Here is a 15597-nt window from a genome sequence, read left to right as displayed (position 1 = left end):
GGGCGTCATGCTGCACCTGCGCCTCATCACCCCCGCCGACCGCACCGACGACGTGGTCCGACTCATCGAGACGACGGTCGGCACCGCACACCTCGTCGTCATGACCGGCGCCGCCCGCAACCCGGCCGGCGATGTCGTCATGTGCGACGTCGCCCGCGAGGCCGGCGACGAACTCATCGGCGCGCTACGGCAGTTGGGGCTGGACCAGACCGGTTCGATCGCCGTCGAGAACATCGACCTGTCGCTGTCGGAGCGGGCGGACCGGGCCCAGGACGACGCACCCGGCGAAGGCGCGGACGCGGTGCTGTGGGAGCACCTCGCCGACGCGTCGCACGAGGAGTCGACGCTCTCGATCACCTACGTCGCCTTCATCACCCTCGCCACGATGCTCGCGGCCTGCGGTGTGGTGCTCGACAACGCGATCCTGATCGTCGGCGCGATGGCGGTCGGCCCGGAGTTCGGCCCGCTGGCCGGCATCTGCACGGCGATCGCGCGCCGCGCGCCCCGCCTCGCCCTGCGCTCCCTGATCGCGCTGCTAGTCGGCTTCGCCGTCGCCATGCTGGTCACGGTCGGCTTCAGCCACTTCATGGACGCCGTGGACCTGTTCACCAAGGTCAGGCTGGAGGCCGAGCGCCCCAACACCAACTTCATCTACCAGCCCGACGCCTTCTCCTTCGTCGTGGCGGTCCTCGCCGGCATCGCCGGCACCCTCTCTCTGACCTCGGCGAAGTCGGGCCTCCTGGTAGGTGTGGCCATCTCGGTCACCACGGTCCCGGCCGCGGCGAACGCGGCCGTGGCCTTCGCCTACAACGAGTACCGACAGGCGTGGGGCTCGACGGAACAACTGCTCCTGAACCTGCTGGGCATCGTCCTGGCAGGCACCTTGACCTTGCTGACCCAGAAATGGCTCTGGTCGACACAACGCCGCCGAGCATGACCCGGTCAGGGGCGCGGGGACCTACGCGCGGCCAACCGGATACGGAACCCCCTCAAGGGGCGCGGGGAACTGCGCGACCAGCCACAACGAACCCGCGGCCCGCACCGCACAGATCCCCCACCCCCGACCAGGAACCAGGAACCAGGAACCAGGAACCAGGAACTACCCCAGCGCCGACTTCACCGCATCCGCCAACCGCCCCGCCACCGACCGAGCCTGGTCGATATCCGCGGCCTCCACCATCACCCGCACCAACGGCTCGGTACCCGACGGCCGCAGCAACACCCGCCCCGTAGACCCGAGTTCACGCTCCGCCTCAGCGACCGCGGCCGCCAGATCCGCAGACGTACCCACCCGGGTGCGGTCCACATCCGGCACATTGATGAGCACCTGCGGCAGCCGCGTCATCACGGACGCGAGGTCCTTGAGCGTACGACCGGTGTCGGCGACCCGCGCCGCCAGCATCAGCCCGGTCAACGTGCCGTCACCGGTCGTCGCGTGATCCAGGATGATGACGTGCCCGGACTGCTCGCCGCCCAGCGCGTAGCCGTGCTCCTTCATCTCCTCCAGGACGTAGCGGTCACCGACCGCGGTCTGGACGAGGGTCAACCCCTCACGCTCCATGGCCAGTTTGAAGCCGAGGTTCGACATGACGGTCGCGACGACGGTGTCGGAGCGCAGTGCGGAACGCTCCCGCATCGCCAGCGCGATCACGGCCATGATCTGGTCCCCGTCGACCTCTTCACCGGTGTGGTCCACAGCCAGGCAGCGGTCGGCGTCACCGTCGTGCGCGATGCCGAAGTCCGCGCCGTGCTCGACGACGGCGGCCTTGAGCAGACCCAGGTGGGTCGAGCCGCAACCGTCGTTGATGTTCAGCCCGTTCGGGTCCGCGCCGATCGTGACGACCTCGGCACCGGCCCGCGAGAACGCCTCCGGCGAGACCCGGGACGCGGCACCGTGCGCCTCGTCGAGGACGATCTTCAGCCCGTCGAGCCGGTTCGGGAGCACGCCGATGAGATGCGCGACGTACTGGTCGAACCCCTCGTTGTAGTGCCGGACCCGGCCGACGCCCGAGCCGGTCGGGCGGTCCCAGGGAGCGCCGGTGCGGTGCTCGTCGTAGACCTTCTCGATCCGCTCCTCCAGCTCGTCGTCGAGCTTGTGCCCGCCGCGCGCGAGGAACTTCAGTCCGTTGTCCGGCATGGCGTTGTGGCTCGCGGAGAGCATCACACCGAGGTCGGCGCCCAGCACACCGGTGAGATACGCCACCGCGGGGGTGGGCAGCACACCGACGAGCAGTACGTCCACTCCCGAGCTGGCCAGGCCGGCGACCACCGCCGCCTCCAGGAACTCCCCGGACGCGCGCGGGTCCCGCCCGACCACGGCCGTCGCCCGGTGGCCAGCGAAGGTACCCGCCTCGGCGAGTACGTGCGCCGCCGCGACGGAGAGCCCGAGGGCCATCTCGGCCGTCAGATCCGCGTTGGCGACACCGCGCACGCCGTCCGTGCCGAAGAGTCGTCCCACTTGTCCTCCTGAGGAAGGCGAAAGTCCTGCAAGGCCGAAGTCCTGCAAAGCTGAAAGTCCCGCACCGCTGAAAGTCCCGCAACGCCGAATTCCCGCGTTCCAGACATACGATGCCTGTTCATCCGATCACACAAGCCTTTGAGCGTCTTGTGCCGTTATACGCCCCCGGCTGTGATAAACGAACGCCCCGACGGCACGAGTGGCGTGCCGCCGGGGCGTTCGGAGTACTGGGGCCTGTCCGGCGGATCCTGTCGCAGACGCGCGGCTTGGCACGCGCATCTGCGGCGTTGTCGTCGGTCGCCGACGCTCCGCGTCGACTCCCTCCTCCGCCTTGCAGCTGCACGCACCAAGCCGCGCTCCCCGGAGTTCGGAAGGAACCCCGGGTGCACTGCGACCTGATCCGCCGGACAGGCCCCCGCAGGCGCGATTTAGCGCTTGCTGTACTGCGGGGCCTTGCGGGCCTTCTTGAGACCGGCCTTCTTGCGCTCGACCGCACGGTCGTCGCGACGGAGGTAACCGGCCTTCTTGAGGGCGGCGCGGTTGTTGTCCACGTCGGCCTCGTTCAGCGCGCGGGCCACGCCGAGGCGCAGGGCACCGGCCTGACCGGAGACGCCGCCACCCGAGATGCGGGCGATGACGTCGTAGCGGCCGTCCAGCTCGAGCACCTTGAAGGGCTCGTTGACTTCCTGCTGGTGGACCTTGTTCGGGAAGTAGTCCTCGAGCGTGCGCCCGTTGACCTTCCACTTGCCGGTGCCGGGCACGATGCGGACGCGCGCGATGGCGTTCTTGCGACGGCCCAGGCCGGCGGCCGGCTGCGGGTCGCCGAAGCGGCCGGCGAGCGACTCCGACGTGTACTCACCCTCGACGGGGACGTCGGACTCGGTGGTGTAGCTCTCGATGTCGACGAGCTCGGTCTCGGTCTCTTCGACCGGCTGCTCAACGGTGGTCTCGGCCACGGTTCTCCTCAGATTCTTTTCTGTCTTAGGGGGTGTGTGGCCGGAACTACTGCGCGACCTGGGTGATCTCGAACGGCACCGGCTGCTGGGCAGCGTGCGGGTGCTGGTCGCCCGAGTAGACCTTCAGCTTGCTGATCATCTGACGGCCCAGGGTGTTCTTGGGGATCATGCCCTTGATGGCCTTCTCGACGGCCTTCTCGGGGTTCTTCGCCAGCAGCTCGTCGTAGCGGACGGAGCGCAGACCACCCGGGTAACCGGAGTGGCGGTACGCCAGCTTCTGGGTCTTCTTGTTGCCGGACAGGTGAACCTTGTCGGCGTTGATGATGATGACGAAGTCGCCCATGTCCATGTGCGGGGCATAGGTCGGCTTGTGCTTGCCGCGGAGGAGGTTCGCCGCAGTGGTGGCCAGACGACCGAGGACGATGTCCTGGGCGTCGATGACGTGCCACTGGCGAGTCACATCGCCGGGCTTGGGGCTGTACGTACGCACTTCGTAGCCTTCACTTCTTCAGTGGATAGGGCCTGACACATGGCATCACTGAAGCGATCGTGCAGCTGGGGACGACAATGCCGGGGACCCTGCCCGTATGCCGCCCACTGGTAACTGCTCCAGGGAACCTACGTAAGGGCCTCTCGTCCGGTAAGGACCAAGCCGATACGCATAACAAACCGTAAGAGTACCCGCGCCGCCCCGGACGGGTCAAAACGCGGTCGGCGGGACCGGAGCGGGCGCGGAAAGCGACGGCGGAAATACTTACCGTGACACACCCAACGTCAGTTGCTCCAGGGCTCATTGAGGCGCACCCGTACGCCCGTTGCCCCGTCTAGGATGCGTCCCATGAGCTTTGGGCAGGGGGGACCCCAGTCCCAGTGGGATCCCTGGAAACCGCAATCGCAGCAGCCGTGGGGCGGCAACGTCGACGACGAGACCCCGGACTGGGCCGCGCTCGCCGACCAGGCGGAGACGCGCAACCGGCGCAAGAGACTGCTGCTCATAGTCGGCGGCGCGCTCGCCACGGTGGGCGTCGGCACGGCCGTGGCCATGGCCGTGATGTCGGCGAACGACGACACGAGCGCGTCGGGCAAGCCGACGAACCTGCCCGCGAGCGCCTCCGTGCCCAGCGCCGACGCGACCTCGCCGTCCTTCGCGCCGACCAGCGCGCCCCCGCCGCTGGACCCCAAGGAGTTCATCTCCAGCAAGGCGAAGGACACGGCACCGCTCAGCCCCTCGACCCTCTTCCCGGGCACCCAGCTGACGGTCGCCTCCACCGTGTACAAGAAGGGCCCGACGGCCGACACCACGAACTGCGCCTCGGCCGCCCAGTCGACCCTCCCGAAGATCCTCACGGCGAACGACTGCACCCGCCTCATGCGCGTCACCTACGTCAAGGACGGCGTCGCGGTGACGGTCGGCGTGGCCGTCTTCGACACCGAGGCGGCGGCCACGAAGGTCAAGACCCAGGCGGACAAGAAGAGCATCATCAGGGCGCTGCCCGGCAAGGGCGTCCAGGCCTTCTGCGACGGCGCGGTCTGCCGTACGACGACCAACGCCTACGGCCGCTACGCCTACTTCACGATCGCCGGCTTCACCAACGGCACGGACGTGACGACGAAGGACACCAAGGTCTTCACGATCGGCGACGACCTGGGCAGGTTCGCCTTCGACCAGATCCGCGCCCGCGGCGAGGCCCAGGCTTCGGCGGCGGCCCAGTAACACACGGGGCGCCAACGGGAGTTGGCGCCCACCCGGCTCCTCAGTGCAGAGTCCCCCGCACCCGCCGGGCCAGCAACTGCCGCTCCGCCAGCCCCTCGTCGGCCGGATAGGCGACCTCCTCCAAGGTCAGCCCCTGCGGCCGTACGACATGCACGGCACTGTCCCGCACCCCCGCGTCCAGCACCTTCCGCGGCCACTCGGCGCCCCGGTGCCCGTCGCCGACGAACAGCAACGCGCCCACCATGGACCGCACTTGGTTGTGGCAGAAGGCGTCGGCACGCACCTCGATCTCGACCACCCCGTCGTCCCGCCGCCGCACCCCGAAGTCGAAGATCTCCCGAACGGTCGACGCGCCCTCGCGCTTCTTCGCATAGGCGGCGAAGTCATGCTCCCCCACAAGGGACTTGGCGGCGGCGTCCATCACCTCGACGTCCAACTCCCAGTCGTGCCACAGCACATGGTTCCGCAGCAACGGATCCACACCCCCCGGCCGATCCCCCACCCGGTACACATAACGCCGCCACAGAGCCGCGAACCGCGCGTTGAACCCCTCCGGGGCCTCCGCCACGCCCCACACCCGCACATCCTTCGGCAACCGCCCCGCAAGCCGCTTCAGCAGCTTCTCGCGGTGCTCCGCCCACAACTCCCCCGGCAGATCGACATGCGCCACCTGCCCCCGGGCATGCACCCCGGCATCCGTCCGCCCGGCCACGGTCAGGTCGTACGCCACCGCCCCCGACCGCGTGACCGTCCGCAGCGCGTCCTCGACCTCCCCCTGCACGGTCCGCCGCCCCCCGGCCTGCTTGGCCCACCCGGAGAACGCGGTCCCGTCGTAGGAGAGGTCGAGTCGTACGCGGACGTAACCGGCTTCTACGTCATCACTCACACAGAGATCCTTTCACCTACACAAAAGCGGGCCCGCTCCTGGAAAGGAACGGACCCGCCACACGCCCTGCTTTTGCTTTTAGGGGCGCGGGACTGTGCTGATTTGCGGCTACCGCCGCGTGAGCGCGACCAGCCACGACGGCGGGTCAGCCAAAAACGGTGTTACGCGTCCTTGGCCTCTTCGTCAGCCTCGACCGGCTTCGCGTCCTCGACGACCTCAACCGGAGCCGCAGCCTCGGTGTCCTTCGCCGCACGCTTCGTCGCCGCCTCGGCCTCACCCGTCGCAGCCTGTGCAACAGTCAGCGCCTCGACCAGCTCGATGACAGCCATGGGCGCGTTGTCGCCACGACGGTTACCGATCTTGGTGATACGGGTGTAGCCACCGGGACGGTTCTCGTAGCGCGGGCCGATCTCGGTGAAGAGCGTGTGGACGATGCTCTTGTCCGTGATCACCTGAAGCACCTGACGGCGGTTGTGAAGGTCGCCCTTCTTGCCCTTGGTGATCAGACGCTCGGCGTACGGCCGCAGCTTGCGGGCCTTCGCCTCGGTGGTGGTGATACGGCCGTGCTCGAAGAGCGACTTCGCGAGGTTCGCGAGCAGCAGCTTCTCGTGCGCGGCACTGCCGCCCAGACGGGCACCCTTGGAGGGCTTCGGCATGGTCTTTCTCCTCAGTGTCTGCCCCGGCCGTACCAGGTACCAGGGTCAGTATCCGAGCGGGCGGCCGCCCGTCGGAGATCCGGGAGCAGCCCCGAAGGGGTGCTCCCGGAAGGGGCGCGGGGAACTGCGCGACCAGCCACAGCGCTCCCGCACCCGAAAACCGATCAGTACTGCTCGGTCTCCACAAAACCGGCGTCCACATCATCGTCCGCGCCAAACGCGTCCGCCGCGGCCGTCGGGTCAAATCCGGGCGGGCTGTCCTTCAGGGCCAGGCCCATGCCGGCCAGCTTCGCCTTGACCTCGTCGATGGACTTCGCACCGAAGTTGCGGATGTCCAGGAGGTCGGCCTCGGAACGAGCCACGAGCTCACCCACGGAGTGGATGCCCTCGCGCTTGAGGCAGTTGTACGACCGAACGGTGAGCTCGAGCTCCTCGATCGGCAGGGCGAGATCAGCGGCAAGGGCGGCGTCCGTGGGGGACGGGCCCATGTCGATGCCCTCGGCGTCGATGTTCAGCTCGCGGGCGAGACCGAACAGCTCGACCAGGGTCTTACCGGCGGACGCCATGGCGTCGCGCGGCCGCATGGCCTGCTTCGTCTCGACGTCGACGATGAGCTTGTCGAAGTCGGTCCGCTGCTCGACACGCGTGGCCTCGACCTTGTACGTGACCTTCAGCACCGGGCTGTAGATGGAGTCGACCGGAATACGGCCGATCTCCTGGCCCACCTGCTTGTTCTGCACGGCGGAGACGTAACCGCGGCCACGCTCGACCGTGAGCTCCATCTCCAGCTTGCCCTTGCCGTTGAGCGTGGCGAGGACGAGATCGGGGTTGTGCACCTCGACACCGGCCGGGGGCGCGATGTCGGCGGCGGTGACCAGACCCGGACCCTGCTTGCGCAGGTACATCACGACCGGCTCGTCGTGCTCCGAGGAGACGACCAGCTGCTTGATGTTGAGGATCAGGTCGGTGACGTCCTCCTTGACGCCCGGCACGGTGGTGAACTCGTGCAGGACACCGTCGATCCGGATCGACGTGACCGCCGCACCGGGGATCGAGGAGAGGAGCGTACGACGCAGGGAGTTGCCGAGGGTGTAGCCGAAGCCCGGCTCCAGCGGCTCGATCACGAACCGGGAGCGGAATTCGTCGACGACCTCTTCGGTCAACGAGGGGCGCTGAGCGATCAGCATGAAGTGAGTCCTTCAGTCATGGACACCCACTATTTGATGTCCTTGAGTACTACAAGGGTACGGGCGGCACGACCCTTACGAGCCGTACCGCCCGAAACCTCAGGCGAACCGTGCGTCAGACGCGGCGGCGCTTCGGCGGACGGCAGCCGTTGTGCGGGGTGGGGGTGACGTCCTGGATGGAGCCGACCTCCAGGCCAGTGGCCTGGAGGGAGCGGATCGCGGTCTCGCGACCGGAGCCCGGGCCCTTCACGAAGACGTCAACCTTGCGCATGCCGTGCTCCTGCGCGCGACGGGCGGCCGACTCGGCGGCCATCTGCGCGGCGAAGGGGGTGGACTTGCGCGAGCCCTTGAAGCCGACGTGGCCGGCGGAGGCCCAGGAGATCACGTTGCCCGAGGGGTCCGTGATCGAGACGATCGTGTTGTTGAACGTGCTCTTGATGTGCGCGTGGCCGTGAGCGACGTTCTTCTTTTCCTTGCGGCGCACCTTCTTGGCAGCGCCCTGACGACCCTTGGGGGGCATCTATTACTCCTACGGGGAGGTGGTCGGTCCTACAGCGAAGACCGCTGGTGAAGCGTTGTCCGCTGCGGACTACTTCTTGCCCGGCTTCTTCTTGCCGGCGATGGCGCGACGCGGACCCTTGCGGGTACGAGCGTTCGTGCTGGTGCGCTGACCGCGAACGGGCAGACCACGACGGTGACGGAGACCCTGGTAGCAGCCGATCTCCACCTTGCGGCGGATGTCGGCCTGGATCTCGCGACGGAGGTCACCCTCGGTCTTGATGTTGGCGTCGACGTACTCACGAATCGCGACGAGCTGCTCTTCCGAGAGGTCGCGAACGCGGGTGTTGGGGTCGATGCCGGTCTCGGCCAGCGTCAGCTGGGAAAGGGTCCGACCAATGCCGAACACGTAGGTGAGGGCGACCTCCACGCGCTTTTCGCGCGGGATGTCGACACCGGAAACGCGTGCCATTCAATGGCTCCAGTTGATCTTCGGAGGTCTTCCGCAGAACCGGATCCCAGCCGCCGGCCTCTTCCGTAGAAGACTTGGTACGGCGTGGGTCCCCAGCCTCCGAGCCGGGGGTGTCGGGCGCCTACTACGCCCGGGTCCTGCGTATGAACATGTATTGCTCGCGTCGCGCGAAACTCTGCGAAAGATGCAGAGGGAAGGTCGTGCGTCAGCCCTGGCGCTGCTTGTGGCGCGGGTTCTCGCAGATGACCATGACCCGACCGTGACGGCGGATCACCCTGCACTTGTCGCAGATCTTCTTGACGCTCGGCTTGACCTTCATTGGTGAGGTTCTCCGGGTCAGTTGCCTTCGGCGCCGCTTGCGCGGAACCTGGGCAAGATCTACTTGTAGCGGTAGACGATCCGGCCACGCGTCAGGTCGTACGGAGACAGCTCCACCACGACCCGGTCGTCAGGGAGGATGCGGATGTAGTGCATACGCATCTTGCCGCTGATGTGTGCCAGGACCTGGTGGCCGTTCTGGAGCTCCACCTTGAACATGGCGTTCGGGAGAGACTCGACGACAGTGCCTTCGATCTCGATGGCACCTTGCTTCTTGGCCACGCTTCGCCCTTCGAATCGACTACCTTGATCGACTCAGTGCGTCCCCTTACGGGGTGCATGCGGACATGCGGCTGCACGAGAGCCGACGAGTCAGTCTACGTCAGGCCACTCGGAAAGACGAATCGAGGAAGAATGCCCCGCAGCGGAGATCACTAAGCATGCGGAGGGCGTATTTAGGGGCGCGGGGAACTGCGCGACCAGCCCCCACCGGCGCGCAGCCGAAGAACTACGCGAGCGGATCCGGCGCAGCCGTGATCCCATACTCGGCCAGCTTCGCCTTGCCACCATCAGGAGCCGTCAGCACAAGCGGCCCCTCCTCCGTCAAGGCAACCGAGTGCTCCCAGTGCGACGACCAGGTCCCGTCCGTGGTGATGACAGTCCAGTCATCCGAGAGCACCTCGGTCTTAGGCGTACCCAGAGACACCATGGGCTCGATGGCCAGGCAGAACCCAGGGACCAGCTTCGGCCCCTTACCCCGCCGCTTCTCGACGTAGTTCAACAGGTGCGGGTCCATGTGCATCTCGGTACCGATGCCGTGACCGCCGTAGTCCTCGACGATCCCGTACTTCCCCCCACCCGGCTTCGGCTGCCGACGGATGTACGTCTCGATGGCCCGGGAGATGTCCACGAGCCGATTCCCGAGCTTCATCGCGGCGATCCCGGCCCACATCGACCCCTCGGTCACCCGGGACAGCTCAAGAAGCTCCGGGGAGTGCCCCGACCCCACGAACGCCGTGTACGCCGCGTCCCCGTGCCAGCCGTCGATGATCGCGCCGCAGTCGATGGAGATGATGTCGCCGTCCTTCAGCACCACGTCCTCGGAAGGGATGCCGTGGACGACGACCTCGTTCACCGAGGTGCAGATCGTCGCGGGGAAGCCGCCGTAGCCGAGGAAGTTCGGCTTCGCGTTGTGGTCCGCGAGGACCTTGCGGGCGACCTCGTCCAGATCCTTCGTGCTGGCGCCGGGCACCGCGGCCTCACGCGTGGCCGCGTGGATCGCGGCGACGACCAGCCCCGCCTCGCGCATCTTGGCGATCTGCTCGGGGGTCTTGATCTGCACCATGGGGGCCTGCGCTCTCCGTCTTCCGCGACACAAAGAATGGCTGTACAAAACGGCCGGCCACAAAATGGCCGTACACAACAGTACGACCGCGGCACCCATGTGGGCACCGCGGCCGGATCTGTCAGCTGACTACTTCGCGCTCTCGTCCTCGTGCTGCAGCGCGTCCAGCGCCCGCTGCGTGATCTCTTCCACCGGGCCGAGCGAGGAGATCGTGACCACCAGGCCCTGGGCCTTGTAGTAGTCGATGATCGGCTCGGTCTGCGTGTGGTAGACCTCCAGGCGGGTGCGGACCGTGTCCTCGGAGTCGTCGTCGCGCTGGTACAGCTCGCCGCCGCACACGTCACAGACGCCGTCCTGCTTCGGCGGGCTGTACGTCACGTGGAAGACGTGGCTGGAGTCCTTGCGGCAGATGCGGCGGCCGGCGATGCGCTTGACCACCTCGTCCTCGGAGACCTCCAGGTCGAGGACCGCGTCCAGCTTGATGCCCTCGGTCTTCAGCAGCTCGTCCAGCGCCTCGGCCTGCGACACATTGCGCGGAAAGCCGTCCAGCAGAAAGCCGCCCACCGCGTCCGGCTGCTCCATGCGGTCCTTGGCCATCGCGATGGTGACCTCGTCCGGGACCAGGTTGCCCGCGTCCATGTAGGACTTCGCCAGTTTGCCGAGTTCCGTGGCCTGACTGATGTTGGCACGGAAGAGGTCGCCCGTGGAGATGTGCGGGATGTGCAGCGTCTTGGCGAGGCGCACAGCCTGCGTTCCCTTACCGGCACCCGGCGGCCCGACGAGGACGATTCGCATCAGCGGAGGAACCCTTCGTAATTGCGCTGCTGGAGCTGGCTCTCGATCTGCTTCACCGTCTCGAGACCGACACCCACGATGATCAGGATGCTGGTCCCGCCGAACGGGAAGTTGCCGCTTGCGTTGAAACCGACCAACGCCATCGTCGGTACGAGAGCGATCAGACCCAGATACAGCGAACCCGGCCAGGTGATCCGGTTGAGTACGTAACTCAGGTACTCAGCGGTGGGCCGGCCAGCCCGGATGCCCGGGATGAAGCCACCATACTTCTTCATGTTGTCGGCGACTTCCTCGGGGTTGAACGAGATCGCCACGTAGAAGAACGCGAAGAAAACGATCAGCAGGAAGTAGCTGACCAGGTAGATCGGGTGGTCACCCTTGGTCAGGTTGGTCTGGATCCAGGTCTTCCAGGTGGACGTGCCGCCGGAGAACTGAGCGACCAGAGCCGGGATGTAGAGCAGCGACGACGCGAAGATGACCGGAATCACACCGGCCTGATTGACCTTCAGCGGGATGTAGGTCGAGGTACCACCGTAGGAACGGCGGCCGATCATGCGCTTCGCGTACTGGACCGGGATCCTGCGCTGGGCCTGCTCGACGAAGACCACGAGGCCGACCATCACCAGGCCGACGAGGATGACGGTGCCGAACTCGATCCAGCCGCCGGCCAGCGTGCCCTGCTTCTTGATGGCCCACAGCGCGGACGGGAAGGTCGCGGCGATCGAGATGAACATGAGGATCGACATGCCGTTGCCGATGCCGCGGTCGGTGATGAGCTCGCCGAGCCACATCACGACGCAGGTGCCGGCGGTCATGCAGACGACCATGGTGATGGTGGTGAAGATCGACTGGTCCGGGACGATCTGGTTCGCCGTCGGGCAGCCGGAGAAGAGAGCGCCGCTGCGGGCGGTGGCCACCAGACCGGTGCCCTGGAGGATGGCGAGCGCCACGGTCAGATAACGCGTGTACTGCGTGATCTTCGCCGTACCGGCCTGGCCCTCCTTCTTGAGGGCTTCCAGACGCGGGATCACCACGGTCAGCAGCTGCAGAATGATGCTCGCGGTGATGTACGGCATGATGCCGAGCGCGAAGATCGTGATCTGGAGCAGCGCGCCACCGCTGAACATGTTGACCAGACCGAACAGACCCTGGTTGCCGTTCGAGACGTCGATACAGGTCTGGACGCTCTTGTAATCGACGCCCGGGATCGGGACGTGCGTACCGACCCGGTACACCACGATGATCCCGAGCGTGAAGAGCAGCTTCTTGCGCAGGTCGGGTGTCCTGAACGCCCGGGCGAACGCGGTGAGCACGGTGCCTCCTGCGACCCCCGCGCGTGTGCGCGTGAGGTGACGACTAAGTGTGGTTGATGGCCTGTGGAACGAGATTACGGCATGCCAAGACGACGCTGGGTACCAGCCGCACAGCCTACCTACATCAACGCCCCTAGGGGATACCGATCGAACGTCCCATGAGTCACGACTGCTGAAAAAACAGCCGGGGTTGACCCTCCAGAGAGGGCCAACCCCGGCCGCTAGTGCTGACGTTGGTCAGGCTCGGTCCGAAAACAACTCAGACGAGCTCGGTGACCGTACCGCCGGCGGCAGTGATCTTCTCCTTGGCGGAGCCGGAGACGGCGTCAACCGAAACCTGCAGCGCCACGGAGATCTCGCCCTGGCCGAGCACCTTGACGAGGCTGTTCTTGCGAACGGCACCCTTGGCGACGAGACCCTCTACGGTGACCTCGCCACCCTCGGGGTACAGCGCGCCCAGCTTGTCGAGGTTCACGACCTGGAACTCGGTCTTGAACGGGTTACGGAAACCCTTCAGCTTCGGGAGACGCATGTGGAGGGGCATCTGGCCACCCTCGAAGCGCTCCGGAACCTGGTAACGGGCCTTCGTGCCCTTGGTACCACGACCGGCCGTCTTACCCTTCGACGCCTCACCACGACCCACACGGGTCTTGGCGGTCTTGGCGCCCGGGGCGGGACGGAGGTTGTGGATCTTGAGCGGGTTGTTCTCCGCCATGATCAGTCGACCTCCTCAACCGTCACGAGGTGGCGGACGGTGTGCACCATTCCGCGGAACTCGGGGCGGTCCTCCTTGACGACCACGGTGTTGATCCCCTTGAGACCAAGCGACCGCAGCGTGTCACGGTGGTTCTGCTTGCTGCCGATGTACGACTTCGTCTGCGTGACCTTGAGGCGAGCCATTACGCACCCGCCCCGGCACGTGCACGAAGCAGGGCCGCGGGAGCGACGTCCTCGAGGGGCAGACCGCGGCGGGCCGCGATCTCCTCGGGACGCTGCAGGCCCTTGAGGGCCGCCACGGTCGCGTGCACGATGTTGATCGCGTTGGACGAGCCGAGCGACTTCGACAGGATGTCGTGAACGCCGGCGCACTCCAGGACGGCACGCACCGGGCCACCGGCGATAACGCCGGTACCGGGGGAAGCAGGCTTGAGCAGGACAACGCCCGCGGCCTTCTCGCCCGTGATCGGGTGCGGGATGGTGCCCTGGATACGGGGGACCTTGAAGAAGTGCTTCTTGGCCTCTTCAACACCCTTGGCGATCGCGGCCGGCACCTCCTTGGCCTTGCCGTAACCGACACCGACGGTGCCGTCACCGTCGCCCACCACGACGAGCGCGGTGAAGCTGAAGCGACGACCACCCTTGACAACCTTGGCGACGCGGTTGATCGCGACTACGCGCTCAACGTACGCGGTCTTCTCGGCGGCAGCAGCGCCGCCGTCACGGCCCTTCCGGTCCCGCCGCTCGCCGCCACCGGCACCGCTTCCACGGCGCTGGGGTCCAGCCATTGGATTACCTCTCTCTTTCCGCTAGCTACGGAAGCGACTAGAACTTCAGTCCGGCTTCGCGGGCGGCGTCCGCCAGGGCGGCGATGCGCCCCGCGTACTGATTGCCACCGCGGTCGAATACGACAGCCTCGACACCGGCGGCCTTGGCGCGCTCGGCGACCAGGGCGCCGACCGACTTGGCCTGCGCGGACTTGTCGCTCTCGCCGCCGCGGATCGAGGTGTCCAGGGTCGACGCCGACGCCAGGGTGTGACCCTTGATGTCGTCGATGACCTGGGCCACGATGTGGCGGTTGGAGCGGGTCACGACCAGGCGCGGACGCTCAGCCGTACCGGAAATGTGCTTCCGGATGCGGATGTGACGACGCTTGATGGCAGCACGCTTGTAAGCGTCGCCCTTAGCGATCTTCGTACCGTATGCCATGGCTTACTTACCCGCCTTTCCGACCTTGCGCCGGATGACTTCGCCCTCGTACTTGACGCCCTTGGCCTTGTACGGGTCGGGCTTGCGCAGCTTGCGGATGTTGGCCGCAACCTCGCCGACCTTCTGCTTGTCGATGCCCTCGACCGAGAAGTGCGTCGGGTTCTCGACCTTGAACGAGATGCCCTCGGGCGCCTCGACGGTGATCGAGTGGCTGTAGCCGAGCGCGAACTCGAGGTTCGATCCCTTGGCCGCAACGCGGTAACCGACACCGCTGATCTCGAGCTTCTTCACGTAACCCTCGGTCACGCCGGTGATCATGTTCGCCACCAGCGTGCGGGACAGGCCGTGCAGGGCCTTGTTCTGACGCTCGTCGTTGGGGCGGGTGACGCTGAGCACGCCGTCCTCACCCTTGGCGATGTCGATCGGCGCTGCGACGGTGTGGGTCAGGGTGCCCTTGGGGCCCTTGACCGAGACCGTACGGCCGTCGATGGTGACGTCCACGCCGGCGGGAACCGTGATGGGGAGCTTGCCAATACGCGACATAGCTTCTTCCGATTCCTTTCCGCTACCAGACGTAGGCGAGAACTTCTCCGCCTACGCCCTTCTTGCCGGCCTGCTTGTCGGTGAGGAGACCGTGCGACGTGGAGATGATCGCCACGCCGAGGCCACCGAGCACCTTGGGCAGGGAGGTGGACTTCGCGTACACCCGGAGACCGGGCTTGGAGATCCGCTTGATGCCCGCGATGGAGCGCTCACGGTTCGGGCCGAACTTCAGCTCGAGAACGAGGTTCTTGCCGACCTCGGCGTCCTCGACCTTCCAGCCCGTGATGAAGCCCTCCTGCTGGAGGATCTCCGCGATGTGCGACTTGATCTTCGATGCCGGCATCGTCACGGAGTCGTGGTATGCCGAGTTCGCGTTCCGCAGACGCGTAAGCATGTCTGCGATCGGATCAGTCATGGTCATGAATTGGCCTTCGGCCTCTCTCGCCGGGGTTTCCAGGTGCCCATCCCTCTCCTCGATCCGAGACGAGGCGGGTGCGGTGCGGTGGACCTACGGCGTAGTAAGTCGTATG

General features: G+C 66.6%; 21 protein-coding genes. 2 read left to right on the top strand and 19 right to left on the bottom strand.

The features are described 5' to 3' along the window. Window positions 1-7 precede the first annotated feature (7 nt). Complete coding sequence (locus tag R2B38_RS25015) at window positions 8-937, top strand: DUF389 domain-containing protein (RefSeq protein ID WP_318018238.1); 930 nt, start codon at window positions 8-10, stop codon at window positions 935-937. Between the two features lie 162 nt (window positions 938-1099). On the opposite strand, the gene glmM is transcribed toward R2B38_RS25015, so the two are convergent. The 3 genes from glmM to rplM form a co-directional block, all read right to left on the bottom strand. Continuing rightward, window positions 1100-2458 carry a phosphoglucosamine mutase gene (gene glmM / locus R2B38_RS25010; RefSeq protein WP_318018237.1) on the bottom strand — a complete coding sequence of 453 codons (1359 nt, stop codon included), beginning with the start codon at window positions 2456-2458 and terminating at the stop codon, window positions 1100-1102. A 428-nt stretch (window positions 2459-2886) separates the two neighbouring features. Beyond that, entirely contained in the window at window positions 2887-3414 is a 528-nt protein-coding gene (rpsI, locus tag R2B38_RS25005) for a 30S ribosomal protein S9 (RefSeq protein ID WP_019055538.1), read from the bottom strand. A gap of 46 nt (window positions 3415-3460) precedes the next feature. Next, on the bottom strand, window positions 3461-3904 hold the full coding sequence (rplM, locus tag R2B38_RS25000) for a 50S ribosomal protein L13 (RefSeq protein ID WP_013001400.1): 444 nt from the start codon (window positions 3902-3904) through the stop codon (window positions 3461-3463). Between the two features lie 348 nt (window positions 3905-4252). On the opposite strand from rplM, the gene R2B38_RS24995 reads away from it, so the two are divergent. After that, the gene (locus R2B38_RS24995) at window positions 4253-5128 is read left to right on the top strand and encodes a hypothetical protein (protein WP_318018236.1); all 876 of its coding nucleotides are present in this window, start codon (window positions 4253-4255) and stop codon (window positions 5126-5128) included. Window positions 5129-5168: 40 nt separating this feature from the next. Here R2B38_RS24995 and truA read toward each other — a convergent pair whose 3' ends face one another. The 16 genes from truA to rpsH all read right to left on the bottom strand — a co-directional run bounded on the left by truA (window position 5169) and on the right by rpsH (window position 15488). After that, on the bottom strand, window positions 5169-6014 hold the full coding sequence (gene truA, locus R2B38_RS24990; RefSeq protein ID WP_318018235.1) for a tRNA pseudouridine(38-40) synthase TruA: 846 nt from the start codon (window positions 6012-6014) through the stop codon (window positions 5169-5171). A gap of 161 nt (window positions 6015-6175) precedes the next feature. Beyond that, complete coding sequence (gene rplQ / locus R2B38_RS24985; protein ID WP_318018234.1) at window positions 6176-6670, bottom strand: 50S ribosomal protein L17; 495 nt, start codon at window positions 6668-6670, stop codon at window positions 6176-6178. A 164-nt stretch (window positions 6671-6834) separates the two neighbouring features. Beyond that, the gene (locus tag R2B38_RS24980; protein WP_019055532.1) at window positions 6835-7857 is read right to left on the bottom strand and encodes a DNA-directed RNA polymerase subunit alpha; all 1023 of its coding nucleotides are present in this window, start codon (window positions 7855-7857) and stop codon (window positions 6835-6837) included. 115 nt (window positions 7858-7972) lie between these two features. Then, entirely contained in the window at window positions 7973-8377 is a 405-nt protein-coding gene (rpsK, locus tag R2B38_RS24975) for a 30S ribosomal protein S11 (protein ID WP_003956432.1), read from the bottom strand. A 69-nt stretch (window positions 8378-8446) separates the two neighbouring features. Beyond that, complete coding sequence (gene rpsM / locus R2B38_RS24970) at window positions 8447-8827, bottom strand: 30S ribosomal protein S13 (RefSeq protein ID WP_019055531.1); 381 nt, start codon at window positions 8825-8827, stop codon at window positions 8447-8449. 205 nt (window positions 8828-9032) lie between these two features. Further along, entirely contained in the window at window positions 9033-9146 is a 114-nt protein-coding gene (gene rpmJ / locus R2B38_RS24965) for a 50S ribosomal protein L36 (protein WP_003998809.1), read from the bottom strand. A 59-nt stretch (window positions 9147-9205) separates the two neighbouring features. After that, window positions 9206-9427: a translation initiation factor IF-1 gene (gene infA / locus R2B38_RS24960; RefSeq protein WP_003948620.1), complete on the bottom strand. Its 222-nt coding sequence runs from the start codon at window positions 9425-9427 to the stop codon at window positions 9206-9208. 226 nt (window positions 9428-9653) lie between these two features. After that, complete coding sequence (gene map / locus R2B38_RS24955; protein ID WP_318018233.1) at window positions 9654-10490, bottom strand: type I methionyl aminopeptidase; 837 nt, start codon at window positions 10488-10490, stop codon at window positions 9654-9656. A 129-nt stretch (window positions 10491-10619) separates the two neighbouring features. Beyond that, complete coding sequence (locus R2B38_RS24950; protein WP_318018232.1) at window positions 10620-11285, bottom strand: adenylate kinase; 666 nt, start codon at window positions 11283-11285, stop codon at window positions 10620-10622. Then, the gene (secY, locus tag R2B38_RS24945; protein ID WP_318018231.1) at window positions 11285-12598 is read right to left on the bottom strand and encodes a preprotein translocase subunit SecY; all 1314 of its coding nucleotides are present in this window, start codon (window positions 12596-12598) and stop codon (window positions 11285-11287) included. Before secY ends, R2B38_RS24950 begins: the two co-directional genes overlap by 1 nt. A gap of 259 nt (window positions 12599-12857) precedes the next feature. Further along, the gene (gene rplO, locus R2B38_RS24940; RefSeq protein WP_019055527.1) at window positions 12858-13313 is read right to left on the bottom strand and encodes a 50S ribosomal protein L15; all 456 of its coding nucleotides are present in this window, start codon (window positions 13311-13313) and stop codon (window positions 12858-12860) included. A gap of 2 nt (window positions 13314-13315) precedes the next feature. Then, the gene (gene rpmD, locus R2B38_RS24935) at window positions 13316-13498 is read right to left on the bottom strand and encodes a 50S ribosomal protein L30 (RefSeq protein ID WP_006376032.1); all 183 of its coding nucleotides are present in this window, start codon (window positions 13496-13498) and stop codon (window positions 13316-13318) included. After that, complete coding sequence (rpsE, locus tag R2B38_RS24930) at window positions 13498-14103, bottom strand: 30S ribosomal protein S5 (RefSeq protein WP_006376045.1); 606 nt, start codon at window positions 14101-14103, stop codon at window positions 13498-13500. Before rpsE ends, rpmD begins: the two co-directional genes overlap by 1 nt. Window positions 14104-14140: 37 nt before the next feature. Next, the gene (gene rplR / locus R2B38_RS24925) at window positions 14141-14524 is read right to left on the bottom strand and encodes a 50S ribosomal protein L18 (RefSeq protein ID WP_019055526.1); all 384 of its coding nucleotides are present in this window, start codon (window positions 14522-14524) and stop codon (window positions 14141-14143) included. A 3-nt stretch (window positions 14525-14527) separates the two neighbouring features. Continuing rightward, window positions 14528-15067 (bottom strand): 50S ribosomal protein L6, encoded by a 540-nt coding sequence (rplF, locus tag R2B38_RS24920; protein ID WP_318018230.1) that lies wholly within the window; start codon window positions 15065-15067, stop codon window positions 14528-14530. 22 nt (window positions 15068-15089) lie between these two features. Then, complete coding sequence (gene rpsH, locus R2B38_RS24915) at window positions 15090-15488, bottom strand: 30S ribosomal protein S8 (protein ID WP_013001411.1); 399 nt, start codon at window positions 15486-15488, stop codon at window positions 15090-15092. Window positions 15489-15597: the final 109 nt, after the last annotated feature.

Source organism: Streptomyces sp. N50 (genome assembly GCF_033335955.1).
GTDB lineage: Bacteria > Actinomycetota > Actinomycetes > Streptomycetales > Streptomycetaceae > Streptomyces.
This window is presented reverse-complemented; position numbering and strand designations above follow the sequence as displayed.

Bases quoted from the DNA above. Each gene is read 5' to 3' on its own strand.
- rplR (WP_019055526.1), bottom strand. From the start codon at position 14,524: ATGGCATACGGTACGAAGATCGCTAAGGGCGACGCTTACAAGCGTGCT.
- rpsE (WP_006376045.1), bottom strand. From the start codon at position 14,103: ATGGCTGGACCCCAGCGCCGTGGAAGCGGTGCCGGTGGCGGCGAGCGG.
- rpmD (WP_006376032.1), bottom strand. From the start codon at position 13,498: ATGGCTCGCCTCAAGGTCACGCAGACGAAGTCGTACATCGGCAGCAAG.
- R2B38_RS24950 (WP_318018232.1), bottom strand. From the start codon at position 11,285: ATGCGAATCGTCCTCGTCGGGCCGCCGGGTGCCGGTAAGGGAACGCAG.
- rplQ (WP_318018234.1), bottom strand. From the start codon at position 6,670: ATGCCGAAGCCCTCCAAGGGTGCCCGTCTGGGCGGCAGTGCCGCGCAC.
- map (WP_318018233.1), bottom strand. From the start codon at position 10,490: ATGGTGCAGATCAAGACCCCCGAGCAGATCGCCAAGATGCGCGAGGCG.
- rplO (WP_019055527.1), bottom strand. From the start codon at position 13,313: ATGGCGGAGAACAACCCGCTCAAGATCCACAACCTCCGTCCCGCCCCG.
- rpmJ (WP_003998809.1), bottom strand. From the start codon at position 9,146: ATGAAGGTCAAGCCGAGCGTCAAGAAGATCTGCGACAAGTGCAGGGTG.
- rpsH (WP_013001411.1), bottom strand. From the start codon at position 15,488: ATGACCATGACTGATCCGATCGCAGACATGCTTACGCGTCTGCGGAAC.
- R2B38_RS24980 (WP_019055532.1), bottom strand. From the start codon at position 7,857: ATGCTGATCGCTCAGCGCCCCTCGTTGACCGAAGAGGTCGTCGACGAA.
- R2B38_RS25015 (WP_318018238.1), top strand. From the start codon at position 8: ATGCTGCACCTGCGCCTCATCACCCCCGCCGACCGCACCGACGACGTG.
- rpsM (WP_019055531.1), bottom strand. From the start codon at position 8,827: ATGGCACGCGTTTCCGGTGTCGACATCCCGCGCGAAAAGCGCGTGGAG.
- rpsK (WP_003956432.1), bottom strand. From the start codon at position 8,377: ATGCCCCCCAAGGGTCGTCAGGGCGCTGCCAAGAAGGTGCGCCGCAAG.
- rplF (WP_318018230.1), bottom strand. From the start codon at position 15,067: ATGTCGCGTATTGGCAAGCTCCCCATCACGGTTCCCGCCGGCGTGGAC.
- R2B38_RS24995 (WP_318018236.1), top strand. From the start codon at position 4,253: ATGAGCTTTGGGCAGGGGGGACCCCAGTCCCAGTGGGATCCCTGGAAA.